Source organism: Cytobacillus sp. Hz8, assembly GCF_042263505.1.
Classification (GTDB): Bacteria; Bacillota; Bacilli; order Bacillales; family Cytobacillaceae; genus Bacillus_BE.
The window spans coordinates 34168-52206 of the sequence record NZ_JBHKFI010000004.1 but is presented as its reverse complement, the minus strand read 5'-3'; the positions used below and the strand labels follow the sequence as shown (position 1 = coordinate 52206).

At 36.1% G+C, this 18039-nt stretch carries 19 protein-coding genes and 1 other annotated feature; of the genes, 1 reads left to right on the top strand and 18 read right to left on the bottom strand.

Features of this window, described 5'->3' with window-relative positions:
- Positions 1-20: 20 nt before the first annotated feature.
- The 12 genes from ACE38V_RS07025 to spoIIGA all read right to left on the bottom strand — a co-directional run bounded on the left by ACE38V_RS07025 (position 21) and on the right by spoIIGA (position 10887).
- Positions 21-308, bottom strand: coding sequence for a TraR/DksA C4-type zinc finger protein (locus tag ACE38V_RS07025; RefSeq protein ID WP_375840506.1), 288 nt, complete (start codon positions 306-308; stop codon positions 21-23).
- Between the two features lie 326 nt (positions 309-634).
- Positions 635-3400 carry an isoleucine--tRNA ligase gene (gene ileS / locus ACE38V_RS07020; protein WP_375840505.1) on the bottom strand — a complete coding sequence of 922 codons (2766 nt, stop codon included), beginning with the start codon at positions 3398-3400 and terminating at the stop codon, positions 635-637.
- 276 nt (positions 3401-3676) lie between these two features.
- Positions 3677-3922: a binding site (T-box leader), on the bottom strand.
- Between the two features lie 48 nt (positions 3923-3970).
- On the bottom strand, positions 3971-4486 hold the full coding sequence (locus ACE38V_RS07015; protein ID WP_375840504.1) for a DivIVA domain-containing protein: 516 nt from the start codon (positions 4484-4486) through the stop codon (positions 3971-3973).
- An 85-nt stretch (positions 4487-4571) separates the two neighbouring features.
- Positions 4572-5345, bottom strand: a complete 774-nt coding sequence (locus ACE38V_RS07010) for a YlmH family RNA-binding protein (RefSeq protein ID WP_375840503.1) — start codon at positions 5343-5345, stop codon at positions 4572-4574.
- Positions 5346-5436: 91 nt separating this feature from the next.
- Positions 5437-5700 (bottom strand): YggT family protein, encoded by a 264-nt coding sequence (locus ACE38V_RS07005; protein ID WP_375840502.1) that lies wholly within the window; start codon positions 5698-5700, stop codon positions 5437-5439.
- A 6-nt stretch (positions 5701-5706) separates the two neighbouring features.
- Positions 5707-6144 (bottom strand): cell division protein SepF, encoded by a 438-nt coding sequence (locus tag ACE38V_RS07000; RefSeq protein WP_375840501.1) that lies wholly within the window; start codon positions 6142-6144, stop codon positions 5707-5709.
- A 66-nt stretch (positions 6145-6210) separates the two neighbouring features.
- Complete coding sequence (locus ACE38V_RS06995; RefSeq protein WP_375840500.1) at positions 6211-6882, bottom strand: YggS family pyridoxal phosphate-dependent enzyme; 672 nt, start codon at positions 6880-6882, stop codon at positions 6211-6213.
- A 7-nt stretch (positions 6883-6889) separates the two neighbouring features.
- Positions 6890-7711 carry a peptidoglycan editing factor PgeF gene (gene pgeF, locus ACE38V_RS06990; RefSeq protein ID WP_375840499.1) on the bottom strand — a complete coding sequence of 274 codons (822 nt, stop codon included), beginning with the start codon at positions 7709-7711 and terminating at the stop codon, positions 6890-6892.
- Positions 7712-7817: 106 nt separating this feature from the next.
- Positions 7818-8084 (bottom strand): YlmC/YmxH family sporulation protein, encoded by a 267-nt coding sequence (locus tag ACE38V_RS06985; protein WP_375840498.1) that lies wholly within the window; start codon positions 8082-8084, stop codon positions 7818-7820.
- A 134-nt stretch (positions 8085-8218) separates the two neighbouring features.
- Positions 8219-8998: an RNA polymerase sporulation sigma factor SigG gene (gene sigG, locus ACE38V_RS06980; RefSeq protein ID WP_375840497.1), complete on the bottom strand. Its 780-nt coding sequence runs from the start codon at positions 8996-8998 to the stop codon at positions 8219-8221.
- Positions 8999-9182: 184 nt separating this feature from the next.
- Entirely contained in the window at positions 9183-9902 is a 720-nt protein-coding gene (sigE, locus tag ACE38V_RS06975; RefSeq protein ID WP_375840496.1) for an RNA polymerase sporulation sigma factor SigE, read from the bottom strand.
- 46 nt (positions 9903-9948) lie between these two features.
- The gene (gene spoIIGA / locus ACE38V_RS06970) at positions 9949-10887 is read right to left on the bottom strand and encodes a sigma-E processing peptidase SpoIIGA (RefSeq protein WP_375840495.1); all 939 of its coding nucleotides are present in this window, start codon (positions 10885-10887) and stop codon (positions 9949-9951) included.
- A gap of 636 nt (positions 10888-11523) precedes the next feature.
- On the opposite strand from spoIIGA, the gene hmpA reads away from it, so the two are divergent.
- Positions 11524-12744, top strand: a complete 1221-nt coding sequence (gene hmpA / locus ACE38V_RS06965; RefSeq protein WP_375840494.1) for an NO-inducible flavohemoprotein — start codon at positions 11524-11526, stop codon at positions 12742-12744.
- A 59-nt stretch (positions 12745-12803) separates the two neighbouring features.
- Here hmpA and ftsZ read toward each other — a convergent pair whose 3' ends face one another.
- The 6 genes from ftsZ to ACE38V_RS06935 form a co-directional block, all read right to left on the bottom strand.
- Positions 12804-13943 (bottom strand): cell division protein FtsZ, encoded by a 1140-nt coding sequence (gene ftsZ / locus ACE38V_RS06960; RefSeq protein ID WP_375840493.1) that lies wholly within the window; start codon positions 13941-13943, stop codon positions 12804-12806.
- A 38-nt stretch (positions 13944-13981) separates the two neighbouring features.
- Positions 13982-15265: a cell division protein FtsA gene (ftsA, locus tag ACE38V_RS06955; protein WP_375840492.1), complete on the bottom strand. Its 1284-nt coding sequence runs from the start codon at positions 15263-15265 to the stop codon at positions 13982-13984.
- 146 nt (positions 15266-15411) lie between these two features.
- Positions 15412-15756, bottom strand: coding sequence for a small basic family protein (locus ACE38V_RS06950; protein WP_375840491.1), 345 nt, complete (start codon positions 15754-15756; stop codon positions 15412-15414).
- Between the two features lie 17 nt (positions 15757-15773).
- Entirely contained in the window at positions 15774-16487 is a 714-nt protein-coding gene (locus tag ACE38V_RS06945) for a DUF881 domain-containing protein (RefSeq protein WP_375840490.1), read from the bottom strand.
- 20 nt (positions 16488-16507) lie between these two features.
- Positions 16508-17203 carry a DUF881 domain-containing protein gene (locus ACE38V_RS06940; RefSeq protein ID WP_375840489.1) on the bottom strand — a complete coding sequence of 232 codons (696 nt, stop codon included), beginning with the start codon at positions 17201-17203 and terminating at the stop codon, positions 16508-16510.
- A 13-nt stretch (positions 17204-17216) separates the two neighbouring features.
- Positions 17217-17963 (bottom strand): cell division protein FtsQ/DivIB, encoded by a 747-nt coding sequence (locus tag ACE38V_RS06935; RefSeq protein ID WP_375840488.1) that lies wholly within the window; start codon positions 17961-17963, stop codon positions 17217-17219.
- Between the last annotated feature and the right edge of the window lie 76 nt (positions 17964-18039).

Below are 18039 nucleotides of genomic sequence, written 5' to 3'. Positions count from 1 at the left end.
AGAAAGTTATAGCAATAGCTTTAGGACCAAAAAGGTTTACGGTAATATTTTTGTAATGCTTGAAAATCATTAACGGTCTTTGCTGTCGGAAAAGATTGTAATAAATCAAATGGAATCAACTCTCCTGAAATTTCGCATCTTCCATAAGTACCGTTTACTATTTTTTCTATGGCGGTTTCAATATCCATTAATTCCGCTTTAATGATTGGTTTAATCAGTTTTGATCCATTTTCATCCTTTAGCTTATCCTGTAATTCTTCTCTTGTCTTACGGAGTTCCGAATAGAGCTTTTCAAATTGGGCTTCCATCTTTTTACCTCCGTTTCGCTTTTTCATAATACCTATCGATTATTTCGTGTTGTTGACTCTATTATTTCCTGAGCAATGTCAAGCACTCTCAAAAAAATTTGACATTGAGAACAACAATTAGTGAAGGTGGAAATATCTTTTTTCTTTCATCAATTGAATAGAGTCTAAATCAACCAACGTTACTGTTTTACCTTTCAAACATAAATGAAAATCAGATTAAAATTTGCCGTATTAAGGATATCCAAAAAAAGACACACGTCATTTTCTTATGAAAATGATCGTGTGTCTTTTTAATATAGATAAAGTTAAGTAATGATCCTTACCAATTAGCTACTATAATTTTCCTTTATAACCGTTGCACAACGTGAACAAAGTGTTGGATGATCATGATCATGACCTACATCTGTTGTTACAGTCCAACAGCGTTCACATGTCTCTCCCTCTGCTTTAGTCACAACGATAGCTGCTGTATCAAGCTTTAAGGCATTTTCTGGAGCATCTTCATAACTTCCTGCAATTTCAAAACCAGAAATAATAAAGATTTGCTTTAGATTTTCTTGAATCGAATTTAATAATTTATTCGTATCCTCATGAACATATAATGTAACCTTTGCAGTTAAGGATTTACCAATAATTTTTTCATTACGTGCCTCCTCTAAAGCCTTTAAAACGTCATCTCTTAATTTCAAAAATGCTGTCCATTTTTCCTCTAAACTTTCAGCATTTGGAAGCTCCTGATACTCAGGTAAATCAGTTAATTGTACACTAACTTCCTCAACATGAGGAATATAGGACCACACTTCATCAGCCGTATGAGGTAAAATTGGTGTCACTAATTTCGTTAAAGTTAGTAAACAGTCATACAAGACAGTTTGGATGGCTCGTCTTTCTGGATGATTTTCCGCTTCAATATAAAGGACGTCTTTTGCAAAGTCTAAATAGAAAGCACTTAAATCTAACGTACAGAAGTTATTAACTGCATGGAAAATCGTTGAGAACTCATAGTTTTCGTAAGAATCACGAACCGTTTTAATCAATTTATTTAATTTCACAAGCATAAACTGATCTACTTCTCTTAAGTTCGCATAAGGCACAGAATCCTTTGCATGATTAAAATCTGCTAAATTTCCAAGTAAGAAGCGGAAAGTATTACGAATTTTACGGTAAACCTCTGCCACTTGCTTCAAGATGGCATCGGATACTCTAACATCCGCTTGATAGTCAACAGAAGCAACCCATAATCTTAAAATATCAGCACCAAGCTGATTCATAACCTTTGCAGGGATAACAACATTACCAATTGATTTACTCATCTTCCGTCCTTCTCCATCTAAAGCAAATCCATGGCTAAGGACTCCTTTATATGGAGCTTTTCCAGTAACAGCAACCGCTGTTGATAAACTTGAGTTAAACCATCCGCGGTATTGATCGGAGCCTTCTAGATATAAATCCGCTGGTCTCTGCAAGTCTTCTCGTTCAACAAGAACAGCTTGATGTGAAGAACCGGAATCGAACCAAACATCCATAATGTCTGTTTCTTTCGTAAAGATGCCATTTGGACTGCTTGGATGTGTAAAGCCTTTAGGAAGTAGGTCTTTTACATCCCTTTCAAACCACACATTCGAACCATATTCACGGAATAGATTAGAAATATACTCAATCGTTTCATCTGAAATAATCGCATCGCCATTTTCTGCATAAAAGACAGGAATTGGAACACCCCATGCACGTTGACGGGAAATACACCAATCTCCACGATCACGAACCATGTTAAACAAACGGGTTTCTCCCCATGCCGGAACCCATTTGGTTTCTTTAACAGCTTGAAGTAACTCTTCACGGAAATCTTTAATGGAAGCAAACCATTGAGCTGTTGCCCGGAAAATAACGGGTTTCTTTGTTCTCCAATCATGTGGGTAGGAGTGTGTAATAAAGGAAAGCTTTAATAATGCCCCTACTTCTTCTAATTTTTCGGTAATTGGTTTATTGGCTTTATCATAGAATAGACCAGCAAAGCCAACAGCCTCTTCCGTCATCACTCCTTTATCATCGACCGGACATAACACATCTAAACCGTATTTTTGTCCGATAATAAAGTCGTCTTCACCATGGCCTGGTGCGGTATGAACACAACCTGTACCAGCATCAATGGTTACGTGTTCCCCTAACATGACTAGAGAATCCCGATCATATAAAGGATGTTTAGCAACAATATATTCAAGGTCTTTTCCTTTGACTGTTTGTACGACCTCTGGATTTTCCCAACCAATTTCTTTCGTTACAGATTCTAATAATTCTTGGGCAACCAAATATTTTTGTCCATTCACTAAAACCACTACATAGGTTAAATCTGGATGAACTGAAATCCCTAAGTTCGCCGGAATCGTCCATGGAGTTGTTGTCCAAATGACAATGTTTGTATCTGTATCAAGAACATTCTTTCCATCTTTAACTTGAAAGCTTACGTAGATAGAAGCAGACTTTTTATCTTTATATTCAATTTCGGCCTCAGCTAATGCTGATTCACTAGATGGAGACCAATATACAGGTTTTTTCCCTTTGTAAATATATCCTTTTTTCGCCATTTCTCCGAATACTTTAATTTGCTGCGCTTCATATTCGGGTTTCAAAGTGATATATGGATTATTCCAATCGGCGCGAACACCAAGTCGTTTAAATTGTTCCCGTTGATTGTTGATTTGTTCGTAAGCATACTCTTCACATAACTTGCGAAATTCGGCCACGGACATTTCCTTACGTTTTACGCCTTTGTTCGTCAAAGCCTGTTCAATTGGTAAACCATGAGTATCCCACCCAGGTACATAAGGTGCATGATATCCGCTCATAGACTTATATCGAACGATCATGTCCTTTAAAATTTTGTTTAGCGCATGGCCCATATGGATATCTCCATTTGCATATGGAGGTCCATCATGTAAAACAAACATCGGTCTCCCTTTAGTGTGCTCTTGAACTCGAGCATAAATATCCATTTCTTCCCATTTAGTTTGAATTTCTGGCTCGCGCTTTGGAAGATTTCCACGCATAGGAAATTCTGTTTTCGGCATTAATAACGTATCCTTGTACTCCATTTTAATCCTCCTATATTTCATAAAGTGAAACTTCCATCAGTGGGGGTTTTCCTTCATCCCCCACTGATGGTTAGTCACGCAAAGCCTGATTGATTTTTCTAAGGGCTGAAGCCCAAAGAAAAATCTTATTTCACTTATCGGACCTTTACGGACAGTTGATCTCCCACTTATCTTCTTCGTATTCTCAGAATCTTGAAGTGGGAGTCAAAATGTCCGTTAAGAGTGGGATAAATCACGAATGAATTACTTTGGAAAATAAAAAAACCTCCTCATCCCAAAAGGGACGAGAAGGTTATTTCCCGTGGTACCACCCTTATAGATGCATTTGAAAAATAAAAATACATCCACTCCGAATATTCGTAACGTGAATGAAACGCCCTCCACTATTAATCGATAATCGAAGTTCGTGTTGGGTACTCAAGGGTGATTTTCCAATTTTTCAAGTTTTCGGGCTTTCACCATCCCCGACTCGCTTTTACAACTTTTGCGAAAAAATTGTACTCTCCCCATCATCGTATACTCATGATTTAGCTTTTGTTAAGAAATTATATGCGATTTCTGGCTTATTCGTCAAGCCAAAGTATCTTCTTTATTCGTTGATTTTAATTCGGTCGCATCCAATTCATATTCAAGCAGATGGTCCCAATCATCATTATTTAATAAATCGAGCTGAGCTTCAATCAGCATTTTAAATCTCGTTCGGAATACCTTAGATTGCTTTTTTAATTCTTCAATTTCCAAAGCAATTTTTCTTGCTTTAGAAAGAGATTCATTAACGATGCGGTCAGCATTTTTCTCTGCCTCTTTTAATATAAGCTTTGCTTCCTTTTGAGCATTTCTTTTCACTTCTTCTGCTGCTTCTTGCGCGACAACAATCGATTTATTTAATGTTTCTTCGATATTATTAAAATGACCAAGGCGATCATTTAAATCCTTTAATTTCTCTTCCATTTCTTTCTTTTCACGAATAATTAATTCATAGTCCTTAATCACTTGGTCAAGAAATTCATTAACTTCATCTTCATCATATCCCCGAAAACCTTTACTGAATTCTTTATTATGAATATCTAATGGTGTTAATGGCATAAAGGCCACCTCCCTGAATGATATGCTCTTGTTTATGTATTTTTCTAATATTCGACAGTTTTCATAGAAATCCTGCAAATTTTGGCTAATTTTGTTTTCCTACATTCACTTTCCATTTATCTTTTTTGGTTTTTCCTTCTATCGATAGAATTTTCGACCTTCCAAGACCGCGAACTGAAAGAAGATCACTTTCTTGACATTCAAAGGAAGAGCTTTCTATTGTGGTCCAATTAACCTTGACTAACCCAGCAACAATCAGAGCCTGTGACTTTGCTCTTGAAATTTGATATACAGTGGAAAGGATTACATCTAGGCGCAATGATGTGGCGGTTACAGATACTTCCTTCCAATTCTCAAAGGTCACCAATGCTTGATCTAGTGATATCTCTTCAATTTGCACCTTTGCTCTTCCAATAGAGCTCAATTGTGTCAAAATATAGTGACCCACCTCGGATGTTGCAAAAAATTGAGCCCTCTCATGATGAACCAATATATCACCAAATTTCCCTCGCTTTAAACCTAATGACATCAAAGTCCCCAGTACCTGGGAATGCTCGATTTTCAAAAATTTACTTGGATAGTTGATTTCATATAAGCTAATTTTGAAGTCAGCAGGTTCAATCTGATCATATTGAGTATATAGTAAAGCTCTCTTTCTTTCCGTTCCTTCTGCGCCTCCAAAAATTTGACATTGAACTTCTGACCCCTGACCAATAATGAGTTTGACAATATGTTGTTGTCTTGGGTCAAGAAAATCCGTTAATTTGGGGGCAAAGGTGTTTTCAACATCATCCTTCCACTGGAGTACAGAATCAATAAAGTCACGTTCTTCAGGTCGAAAATGCTGATAAATATTCATTTATATTGCTCCCTTACCCATTTAGAAAAGAGACCATTCACTTTTATTAAATGAAGACGGTGAATGCTCTCCAAATAAATACTCTTTTTCTTTATAGAAACCAGTAATATAATTGTCTTAGACCACCGGATGCTAAGCGTAAAACTAAAAAGGCAACAATTGGAGAGAAATCAATCATTCCAAATGGAGGAATGATTCGTCGGAATGGTTCCAAATATGGCTCACATATTTTTTCAAAAAATCTCCCAATTGATGTATCTCTCGCTCCTGGAAACCAGCTCATCAAAATATAGATGATTAAAGCATAGGAGTAATACACGATTAATTTCGTTAAAATACTTAGAAGAATATACATGTAATGCTACCACCTCGTATTTTCAAAGTCATTTTCAGCCATTATCTGTGAAATATTCCCTGATACTTCGACATTGTCTGGAGTACATAAAAAGATATCTGTTCCCACTCTTTGGATATCCCCACTAATGGCATAAACCGTTCCACTTAAGAAGTCAACGATTCTTTTTCCTTGATCTCGTTCAATTCGTTGCAGATTCACTACAACAGCACGTCTGTTTTTCAATTGATCCGCAATATCCTGTGCTTCAGCATAAACGCGCGGTTCAATTAGAACCACCTTTGAAGATTTTTGCACACTTTGTAAACTGACCACATTTTGTTTTTGAACTTGCTGCTTATGAGGCTTGGCTGGCTCCATTTCCTCTTCGACCATGTCCTCTTCTTCATCAATATATTCATCATCTAAAAAGAAAAATGTTTTAAATTTTGATTTTAAACTCATTTTCTTACACCTCCTTAAATATATAACCCATAATCAGTGACTTTTATCGAATTTTTTGGTTTCATTTTATTCTCCAACTAATGCGGTTCCGATTCGAACCATCGTTGCCCCTTCTTCAATCGCTATAGCAAAATCATTGGACATACCCATGGATAATTCATGACAAGGAGCATAGTCAAGATTTCGTTTTTCAATTTGATCTCTTATTTCTCTCAAGGTATGAAAGCAATTTCTTACTATCGCTTCATCCGTTGTATTAGGTGCCATTGTCATTAGACCTACCACCTGAATCCGATCAAATCCTGCTAGTTCATCAATGAAATTAATAACTTCATCAGGTGAAAGCCCATGCTTCGATTCCTCTCCAGAAGTGTTGACTTGAACAAAGCATTTCATTTTTTTCGATGACCTTTTTTGGATTTCCTCAGCAAGTGTTAATCGATCCAAAGAGTGAATATAATCTACTTTATCAATAATAGTTTTTACCTTACGTGTTTGCAAGGATCCTATAAAGTGCCAAACCGGCTTGTCCAAAAGCACTTCTTGTTTCTCGAGTAATCCTTCTGGACGATTTTCCCCAAGATGCCTAATCCCTGCTTCTAAGGCTTCCAATGCTCTTTCTGTTGAAACATACTTGGTAACAGCAATAATTTTCACTTCAGAACGATTACGGCGGGCAACTTTACATGCTTTCTGGATTTCAGCCTCAATTCTTGTCAAATTATCTTGAACTTTCATTTTTTATTCAATAAGCCTCCTTAAAGCCAATAAACCCCATCATTCTCCCAGTTTGTCCTTTATCTCTCCGATGTGAAAAGAAATGATCAACATGGCAACTAGTGCAATAATTCGTTACTTGAATATGCTCATCAAGTATTCCACAATGCATCAGAATTTGTTTGTTTAATTTTCTTAAATCTAGATGATATTGGTTATCTTTTATTCGATTATATGGCTTTTTCCCGACATCTTCTAGTATATTTTGCACTAAAGTGATAACACGTTCATCTACAATATAACATGTTTCACAAATAGAAGGACCAATTACGACAAAAATTTCAGATGGGGGGATGTTATTTTCTTGAAAATGCTTGACCATTTCCCCTGCGATTCCTCCAACAGTTCCTTTCCAACCGCCATGAGCAATTCCAATTGCCCCTTTTTTAGGAGCATAGAAGTAGATTGGAACACAGTCCGCAAATAAAAGCGTGAGCAGAATCCCTCTTTCTTGAGTAAAAAAACCATCTGTTGCCTTAAATGAAGATCCATAATCCAATGAGCCTCTTCCACACCCAGCTCGTGTTATAGTTTCAATACGCACTTCATGGGTTTGTTCTGCCCCAACCCAATTATTGATGGAAAAATCGAGGATATCAGCTAGTTTTCGTCGATTTTCTCGTACCGCCGCTTCTTTGTCTTGCACATGAAAACCTAAATTTAAGCTTGAAAAAGGAGCAAGACTCACCCCGCCGTGTTTTGTTGTAAACCCCGCAATTAGCGCCGAATCGTGCCCACTCCAATTCTCGATACTAAAGTATTCCTTTTCTTTAAATAAAAACGGCTCCATCATGATACCTCACTATATATTAAGCTTCCTCGCAATCGTTCTTTCATGTTTTTATTTTACATTCATTCTATCATAATCCAGCAATTGCTCCCAGTCTGCTATATCATTACTTTTCTTCGATATAACTAGTAGGAACAACATCTTTATTTCGGACTAAGATGACATCTGTTCCAATCTTTAAAATATGATTCCAAGGGATGACAATATCTTCATCACGGCCAAAAAAACCAAGTACTTTTCCAGATCCGTTAATAATAATCGCTTCGATTTTTCCGGAATTTAAATTAATTTCAATATCTGTAATATTGCCTAATTTTTTGCCGTCAACCACACTCACAACGTCCTTCACTTGAAACTCTGATATTTTCACCATTTCTTATTCACTCCTTTTTTTCAATATATGAGGGATAAGCATGGAAAAATGATTTTTTTACCACGAATCATAATATTCATTTATCTTTAGTTTAATCATGCTAAAAAAAAAATTAAAGCCACCAATACTGGTGGCTAACTTTGAATATTTTTATTCATTTGCTTGATCGCAGCTTTTTCCAAACGGGAAACCTGCGCTTGGGAAATTCCAATTTCCTCAGCCACTTCCATTTGCGTTTTTCCTTGAAAAAATCGTTTTCTTAAAATTAATTTTTCACGTTCATTTAATCTTCTCATACCCTCTTTTAAGGCGATTTCTTCAATCCACTGAATATCCTTATTCCGTTCATCACTTAATTGATCCATTACATATATTGGGTCTCCGCCATCATTATAAATTGGTTCAAATAAGGAAACTGGATCTTGAATGGCATCAAGCGCAAAGACAATCTCTTCATGGGGAACCTCCAATACTTTTGCAATTTCTTCCGCTGTTGGTTCCTTTGAAGTCTCGCTCATTAATCTTTCCCTTACCTGCAAAGCTTTATAAGCGATATCCCTTAATGATCGTGAAACCCGAATTGGATTATTATCGCGTAAATAACGCCTAATTTCTCCAATAATCATCGGTACTGCATAGGTAGAAAACTTCACGTTTTGTCCTAAATCGAAATTATCAATTGATTTCATGAGACCGATACAGCCAACCTGGAATAGGTCATCAACGAACTCGCCCCGATTATTAAATCGTTGTATAACACTTAATACGAGACGCAAATTCCCATTGACGAGTTTTTCCCGAGCAGTTAAATCTCCATTATGCATCTCTTTAAAGAGTTTTCTCATTTCTTCATTCTTTAAAACAGGAAGCTTTGATGTATCAACTCCGCAAATTTCAACCTTATTTCGAGTCAATTCTGTTCCCTCCTCACAGGAGCTGCTGTACAAAAACAGTATCTCCGTGAGCAGGAAAAATATGCACTCCTTATGAGGGATGAGATTGACAAAACTTAGGAAAAGCATTCATAAATAAGGGATGAGAGATTAAAAAATTATTTTGGATTGTCCCTATAAAGCTTATGATTATGAGGCAAAACCTTTATACCATTTTATTTAATTCCTTCTTTAATCTTTTAATAATTCTTTTTTCTAAACGGGAAATATAGGATTGCGATATTCCAAGCATATCTGCAACATCCTTTTGTGTTTTTTCCTCTCCATTTCCTAGTCCGAAACGAAGCTCCATAATCTGCTTTTCTCGATCGGTTAGCTGCTGCAAAGCCTTTAAAAGTAATTTTTTATCTACATTAGCTTCTAAGTCCTTCGTAATAATATCTTCATCCGTTCCTAAAACATCCGAGAGCAAAAGTTCATTCCCATCCCAGTCAATATTTAATGGTTCATCAAATGAAACCTCGGAACGAATCTTATTATTCCTTCTTAAATACATTAAGATTTCATTTTCGATACATCTAGAAGCATAGGTTGCAAGCTTAATTTTTTTTTCCGGATTAAAGGTATTAACCGCTTTAATAAGTCCAATCGTTCCTATACTAATTAAATCCTCAATATTAATACCCGTATTTTCAAATTTTCTAGCAATATATACAACTAATCGTAAATTCCTTTCAATTAAAATCGATCGGGCTGCTTTATCTCCCTTTGGAAGCTTCTCCAGCAGTATTTCCTCTTCCTCTTTACTTAATGGCGGTGGCAGTGCCTCACTTCCACCTATATAGTAGATTTCATCTGTTTTTAAACCAAGTTTTATTAATAATTTATACCAATAATAGGATAATCGAAGTTTTATATTTTTCATCCAGAATCCTCCTTCTATTGTGCGAAATACATTTATTTTTTTGTGTTTAGCTAACCTTTATATTGGAATGAAGCTTTTTAGTACCTGTGAGCATTTTCGGATGAACAATACATTGAAATGTTTCATCTGATGAGAGTTGTTGTGCGGTAAACGAAACCAGACCTTTTTCCACCATAAGCCACTCTTCATTATGTTCGATGATTAATTGGTCTGGCTTTATAGCAATAATAAGCTGATGTTCCTGACCGACCACCTTGTATGGAATAATTCTCATTCGATTCTCCCATTTTTCGTGGATTGGCTTACCTCCCATAATTATTTCCTCTGGATGTGTTGCGAGCTGTTGAATCGTTTCATTCACCTTTTCCATTTGATTTTTGATTGATACAAACATGACCGGCGCTTTGGAAATCGGATCATACAATCCGTTTCCACTATCAATTAATCCTTTAAAATCAAGAGTGGTGTCATCAATCGATATCTTGATGTTGATGATTTGGTCATATCGAATTTTCGTCATCTCAATATTTTCAATATTATTTTTTGAAAAATACCAGGCAATGGGAAAACCAAGAATGACATATAACCAGCTAATTGGATCTCCAAAACCCTTCACGCTTGCCAAAAAAAAGGACGATGACAACTCAGTGTCAAAATTTAAAAAATAATGAGTACCAATGAGAGCACCACCCATTAAAAATGTTACAAGATAAAAGAGCAGTAAATTTTTCAAAAAAAAGGACAGGCGTTTGTATCCATAAGCGATTAAAATCATCCAAATGGAAAATAATAATTTTGTGAATGGATGGGCAGTATAGGTATGTATTGGTGTGATCATTAATAAAATTAAAATAGAGCCAATAAATCCCCCTAATAAAACCCGCCAATATTTGATTTCTCTTTTCAAAATAATTCCAGTTAAGTAAAGGAGTAAACTATCAAATAGAAGGTTCAAAGCCCATATAATATCTAAATAAACTGCCAATCATTTACCCCCTTTTCGTTTCGTTAGATATTAATCCATCCATTGGTAACTCTATTTATTTATCCCACTCTTAACGGACATTTTGACTCCCACTTCAAGATTCTGAGAATACGAAGAAGATAAGTGGGAGATCAACTGTCCGTAAAGGTCCGACGACGGACAGGAGGTCCTAGTCAGGCGAAGCCACAGGATGTGGCGTTATGAGCGTGATAAGTGAAATAAGATTTTTCTTTGGGCTTCAGCCCTTAGAAAAATCAATCAGGCTTTGCGTGACTAACCATCAGTGGGGGATGAATGGCAGACTAAAAGCGCGACGTCAATCGCTACGTCTGCACTAGCACGTCCTGTGCGTCGAAAACCCCCACTGATGGAAGTCTCACTTTATCAAATATTCATCAAAGAGGTTTCTATTAATCATGTTACGGTCTAGTATAGCCAAATGCTTCCATGAAGTGTGTCACTTTCTGTATTCAAAAAAACAGAAATTTTCATTTATTCTTTCAAATTTTGTCATTTTTTCTCCTTTTGCGTTCTTTTATTTCAGTAAAACAGCGCAAAGTGTGATTTACATCACTAACGCAGCAAAGTTTTATCACTATAATTACGGTGCAAATAAATAATAAGAGGTTACAAAAGATGCTTAATCAAAAAACAATCGACATTATTAAAAGTACTGTGCCTGTTTTAGAAGTTCATGGGGAAGCCATTACGAAGAGATTTTATCAAATGATGTTCACGAATCATCCAGAATTATTAAATATTTTCAATCATGCCAATCAAAAACAAGGGCGTCAACAAAAAGCACTCGCCAATACGGTTTATGCAGCTGCCCAATATATCGACCAATTAGAAACGATTCTACCAGTTGTTACCCAAATTGCTCATAAGCACCGTTCTCTTGGAATTAAACCAGAACATTACCCAATCGTGGGAGAGCATTTAATTCTCGCAATTAAGGACGTCCTAAAAGAAGCAGCGACAGATGAAATTATTGATGCTTGGACGGAAGCTTATGGAATCATTGCAGATGCCTTTATTGGGGTTGAAGAAAATCTATATGAGAAAGCAGAGAAAAAAGTGGGAGGCTGGAAGGATTTTAGAAGCTTTAAAGTAGTAAAGAAGGTAGAAGAAAGTGCTGTGATTACTTCATTCTACTTAAAACCAGCTGATAACGGTGAAATTTCTTCGTTTATTCCAGGGCAATATATTAGTGTCAAAGTAACCATTCCTGGACAAGCTAATACTCATATTCGTCAGTATAGTTTATCAGACTCATCAGACAAAGATTATTATCGCATTTCTGTTAAAAGAGAAGCAGGTGATTCTAATCGTCCAGATGGAATGGTTTCAACTTATCTTCACTCCAAGATTCAAGAAGGTGATGTTCTTGAAATTAGCGCTCCAGCTGGTGAATTTGTTTTGAAAAATCAGTATGAAAGTCCAATTGTTCTATTAGGTGGTGGAGTGGGAATAACACCAATGATGAGCATGTTAAATCATTTAAGCCATCAAATTCCACAACAAAAAGTAAACTTTATTCAAGCTGCGTTCAATGGTGAACATCAAGCCTTCTCAGACAGTGTCGACAAGATTGTTAATGAAAACTCAAATATTAAAAAATATGTCTATTTTGAAAAGCCAACAGACAAAGATTTTGAAAATAATCACTTTAATGGATCTGGCTATATCACAGCAAATATACTGGATACAATTATTCATGATAAACAGTCGACGGTCTATATGTGTGGTCCTGTTTCATTCATGCAAGCTATGTACGATGCATTACTTGAGATTGGCCTCAAGAAGGAAAACATCCATTATGAATTTTTCGGACCTGCTTTAACCTTTAAAGAATGACAAACTAACTAATCATTTGCATGAAAAAAGCAATCGAGTTTTCTCGATTGCTTTTTTCATTATTTTCGACGATTGCGATTACGTAAGAAAGTTGGAATATCTAAAGCTTCTTCCATTTGAGTTGTGCTAGTTCCTCTTGGCTGGTCATAGACCGGATCATCTTTCTTTGGCTCTCTTCTTCCGGTTTCAACACCAGGTTTAGTTTGTTGAGGATTTGAAGAACGGACAATTCTTTGTTGAGACTGTTCTTCATTAAAACCAGTTGCAATAACGGTAACGACAATTTCATCTTTAAAATCTTCATTTATAACAGAACCAAAGATCATATTGACCTCCTGATCTGAAGCTGAAGCTACAATATCAGCAGCCTCCTGAACCTCATATAGGCTTAAGTTGGTTCCACCTGTAATATTCATAAGTACACCTTGTGCTCCATCAATGGAGGTTTCTAGAAGTGGGGATGATATTGCTTTTTTCGCAGCTTCTGCTGCACGATTTTCACCAGAGGACACCCCAATACCCATTAAGGCAGAACCTTTATTTGACATAATCGTCTTCACATCAGCAAAATCAAGGTTTATTAGACCAGGTACAGCAATTAAATCGGAGATCCCTTGAACACCTTGACGTAATACATTATCGGCCTCACGGAAGGCTTCTAACATTGGGGTACTTTTATCAACAATTTCTAATAAGCGATCATTAGGGATAACGATTAACGTATCAACCGCTTCCTTCATACCCGCTATTCCTCCAGCAGCTTGCGTAGAACGCTTTTTTCCTTCAAAAGTAAAAGGGCGAGTAACAACTCCTACCGTAAGAGCTCCTAAATCTCTAGCAATTTGTGCAATAACTGGAGCTGCACCGGTACCTGTTCCACCACCCATCCCAGCAGTAACAAACACCATATCTGCGCCTTTCAACGCCTCTTCAATTTGCTCTTTACTTTCTTCAGCAGCTTTTTTGCCAACCTCAGGGTTTGCACCTGCACCTAGTCCACGAGTCAGTTTTCCCCCAATTTGCATTTTAATCTCTGCTTTTGAAAGATTAAGCGCTTGAGCATCTGTGTTAACAGCTATAAATTCGACGCCTTGTACGCCGTGTTCAATCATACGGTTTACCGCATTATTACCACCGCCGCCAACGCCGATGACTTTTATTGTTGCTAAAGACTCTACACTTGTATCAAATTCCAACATGATAAATCCTCCTATTTCGACGTATTCCAGATACCATCTTACTCAAAAAAGTAGCCTAGGAATTTTTTTACTCTAGATGACATTTTCTCTTCCGGTTGCTTCACCGGCTTTTGTTTTGGTTGCGGTTGTTTTTGTATTCTTTTTTCTTTCATTTCTCCAGCAATAGCTGCATGTCCCATTTTTCTGCCTTGAACCTTTGCGTTTTTATAAGCAAATTTAATGAGTCCAACTGCAGTTGTATATTGAGGTTCTCTTACCCCAATATAATCAGGAATTGCAATTCTTACACGATTTTGTAAAACAGCTTGTCCTAATTCTAAAATTCCTTCTGTATTAGAAACTCCACCTGTTAAAACGTAACCTCCCGGCAGCCCTCTAACACCTAATCTATTAATTTCTTTTAGAATTAATTCAAAAATTTCTTCCATTCTTGCCTCAATGATATCCGAAATTTCAAGTTGATTGTATTGTTGATGTTGGTCGCTCCCAATAATAGGGACACTAAAGACTTCTTCTTCGGAAGCAAGATCATAAAAGGCATGTCCATATTTAATCTTAATTTTCTCAGCATCCTCCGAAGAAGTTTTTAAACCAATGGATAGATCCTTTGTGATATGATCTCCACCGACTGGCAGGACACTTGTTGCTCTCAAAAAGCCTTGATCATAAACAGCAATCGTTGTTGAGCCGCCACCAATATCGATTAGAGCAACACCAAGATTTTTTTCATCCTTTGATAAGGCAAGAGAACCTGCTGCAAGAGGCTGTAGGGCGATATCCATAATTTCTAATCCAGCTCTTTCCACGCAGCGTAAAGTATTATGTAGGATTGTCTTTGAACCAGTTATAATTATTCCTTCCATTTCTAAGCGAACACCAATCATTCCCCGTGGATCATTTATTTCATCAAGACCATCGACGATAAATTGCCTAGGGATTACATCAATAATTTCTCTTTCTGGAGGAATTGAAACCACTTGAGCTGCATCAATTACTCTGGCAACATCTTCATCCGTAATTTCACGGTTCTCACTTGAAACAGCGACAACGCCATGACAAGGCTGAAGAAAAACGTGATTTCCGGATATTCCTACGATCACTTTATTTATATGCATTCCTATCATTCTCTCAGCTTGTTCTATCGCCTGCCTAATAGAATGAACGGTTTCGTCAATATCGACAATGGAGCCTTTTCTTAAGCCCTCAGATTTAACATTCCCCACTCCAATAATATTTAAAGAGTCATTGACCATTTCACCAATGATTACTTTTACACTGGATGTACCGATGTCAAGACTTACAAATATTTCATTGCTGTTCATTCTTTGGCACCTCCCTTTTACTACTCAAGTAATTGAACAACAACAATCAATCACTATAATCATTGCAGTTTTTTTATTTATATTTAAAATTATTCGTCAAAACTGGTATTTTCCCTTTTTTATTAAACCATTTTTTTTCTAAATTTTCATGGCTTTGATGACCATTTTGTTAACAAGATTCTGCGAATCACCGCAATATTTTGAAATAATCTTACGCCAAACGCAAAAACTGCTGCTAAATATAAGTCTACACCAAGATGGACACCTAGAAAAGCTAAACTTGCAGCTAAGATAATATTAAAGAAGAAGCCCGACACAAATATTTTTTGATTATAAATATTTTGCAAATAGGCCCGAATTCCCCCAAATAAAGTATCAAGTGCAGCAAGTATCGCAATGGACAAATAATTTGAATATTCATCTGGAATTCTAAAATCTGTTAATAATCCAAGAATTACCCCTACAAGTAATCCAAGAAGAGGTAGCCACATTTGGTTCGCTCCTTAGTCTATTGATTAGCGGGTTCCATGTTTTGAATCCGTATCGTATCCTGATAGGCAGGAATCGTTAAATTTGACTCTGGCTTTAATACATTGATTTTCATACTGTCAATAAAAAATTCATCGTCAATTTTGGATACTTTCATTTGATTATAGAGCTTTTCAGCATTTTGAAGATTATTCGTAATCACATGAATTTCTATTGGAAAATGATTTAATGAATGACCATCTATTTTTGTGTCACCATTGATATCTCGTATTACCGTTGTATTTATGACCCTTCTTCCATCAATCGATATTTGATCGGCATCATATATATTTAGCTCATTTATTAACCTCTTGAGTATATCAGGTGAAATTTGCGCCTTTGTATGATTGACAAGCAAATCTTCATAAGCTGGCTCTATAATCATTTTGAGACCAGGACCATGTACTTTCTCAAGACCAGCGTCTTTCTTAAGTTCATTTAATGTCTCAACTAATGCTTGTTCTTTGCTTTGCTTTCTTTTTGTCTCATACTTGGCTAATTTATCTTCATTTGAAGTAATTTCAATTAATAATTTAGACTGTAAATCTTTTGCCTTCGCTAAATCCTCTCGCAATTGCCATGTATCCCTTGTATCTCTCACTATAGGTTTGTGAACTGAGCGAAATTGAACAACCACCATTAACCCGATAATCATTGCGATTAAAAATAAGCTAAGCTTTTGTTTTTTCTCCACTTTTTTCACCTGCAAGGAAATTAATTTCCTAAAATTGGATTCATCACAATCTCTTCTTCTTTCTCTATCGAAAATTCAACATTTTCATTCACGAGTAAATCTTTGATGCCTCCATTTAAGTTTAAGGAAGAATAGAGAACATCTGGATCTCCAATCGCTGTAATAACAAACGGCGCCGGATGCTGATTCCCATCAATCTCGATGACTGGTCCATTACACATTATATAAGAGCTGTGATTAATTCTTTGTCCATTTACAGCAATAGCACTTGCTCCAGATATGTATAATTCATTAATGACCTTAAAGATATGATGCTCATGAACGATATAGTTATTTACATTTTCCTTTGAAGGGTCATACTCTCCATCTGCTAAGGTGATTTTTACACCTTTCCCCTTCACCTTTACTTTTCCAACAAACATCCGATATTTTTCAGCATCCTCTGCAAGATTGAAAAATATTTTTTCTTCCTTAGCCAGCTCTTTTTCGATATCCAAAACACTCGCTTGCTTTTCATTAAGTTCTTGTTGCAGCTTTCGGTTTTTTTCTTCTTGAGCAATGATTTGATTATGAAGATTTAAGTCCCGATCCCATTGCTTATTCGTTAATTTCGAGCTTTTATTATCTGTTTGGGTAAGGTGAAACGAAAATGCCAACATATATCCTAAAACAAGAAAAATTAGTGAAAAGATAACGTGCCTGCCCTTTCTTTTCATTTTTTAACACATCCTATTCGAAAGACTTAAAATAGGAACCAACCTCCAAATCAATGACTCCTTTTTTATTTGGATCTAATTGGCTGACTATTGCAGGATAATGAGCCATTTTACTGGAGAAATTTCTTAAGGATGCGCTAACCTCAAATCCATCATTCATATATAGAGAAATATGGTCATCATCCATTTTTTTAGGAGTGTAGTGAATTTCAGAAATGGCATTTTTCACTTCTCCAGGCATTTCCCCTAACCCTTTTATTAAGGTATTTAATATATCTCCTTCAGAAAAGCCCTTTAAGATTGGGACATTCATTTGCAGTTTCGCTGCTGAATTTTGCTTTAATATTTTTCCGTTTTCGAGCACAGGATAAAGAGCATTATCAATATCCATGTAAGCCACTCTTTTTTCCTCTTTTAAGGTAATAATCAATGTGTTAGGCAATTGAACAGATACTTTTACCATTTTAATTTCAGGAAGTTTGCGAATGCTTTTTTTTATTTTCTCATCATTTATCTTCCAGATATTTGTATGATGATTAATTCCGCTTATCTTTTCAATTTGCTGCTTTGAATAAATTTGATTTCCTGAGATTGATATTGTTCTTACGTGGCTCAATGGTGATTGGAAATAAACAATTAAGACAATAAGAAAAAAGAATAAAAACAAGAGGAAAATTAGTCTTTTATTAGCCTTTTTTCGCCTTTGTTGTTTTAATTTAGGAATTCGATCTTCAATCGATACGACTTTTCCTTGTTTCATCTCCTTCACCTCAAAAACGCAATTTACTTACTGTTACTGCTTGTCCATTTCTTTCTATCGTTTTCCTCTATTAGAT